Raw genomic sequence first — 376 nt, forward strand, 5'->3', positions numbered from 1 at the left:
ATATCCATGACCTCCATCAGAGTTCGTAATCAATAGAGTCTGATTCGTAATTTCGTAATTATTAAAAAGATAATCGATCACCTGCTCCCTCACTAAGCGATTGTCAAGACCAATAAATTCCTTTTTGTCCTGGAGTTCAAATCGATTGCTGCCAACTTTCTGGCTTCCCGTATGGACTACAAAATGGGATAAATCGTAATGCTTATTATCCTTCTGTGTGTCACGTGCTTTGACCATTACACCATCACCCTCAATATAAATAACCTGGGCTTTTCTTTTGCTAACCTCTTTATTCTCTTCATAATATCGATAGCCTTCCCTTTCCTCCAATAACTTCTCACAAATTTTTACAGCTTTTACTACAATTGGCTTTGTG

The 376-nt window shown here is 37.5% G+C and carries 1 protein-coding gene; it reads right to left on the reverse strand.

Features of this window, described 5'->3' with window-relative positions; genetic code table 11:
* Positions 1-376 (reverse strand): UPF0236 family transposase-like protein (locus tag HMPREF2619_RS01200; protein WP_186821475.1); only part of this gene is annotated, 376 nt, incomplete at both ends.

Origin of the sequence: Streptococcus sp. HMSC074B11 (genome assembly GCF_001808705.1) — a bacterium.
GTDB lineage: Bacteria > Bacillota > Bacilli > Lactobacillales > Streptococcaceae > Streptococcus.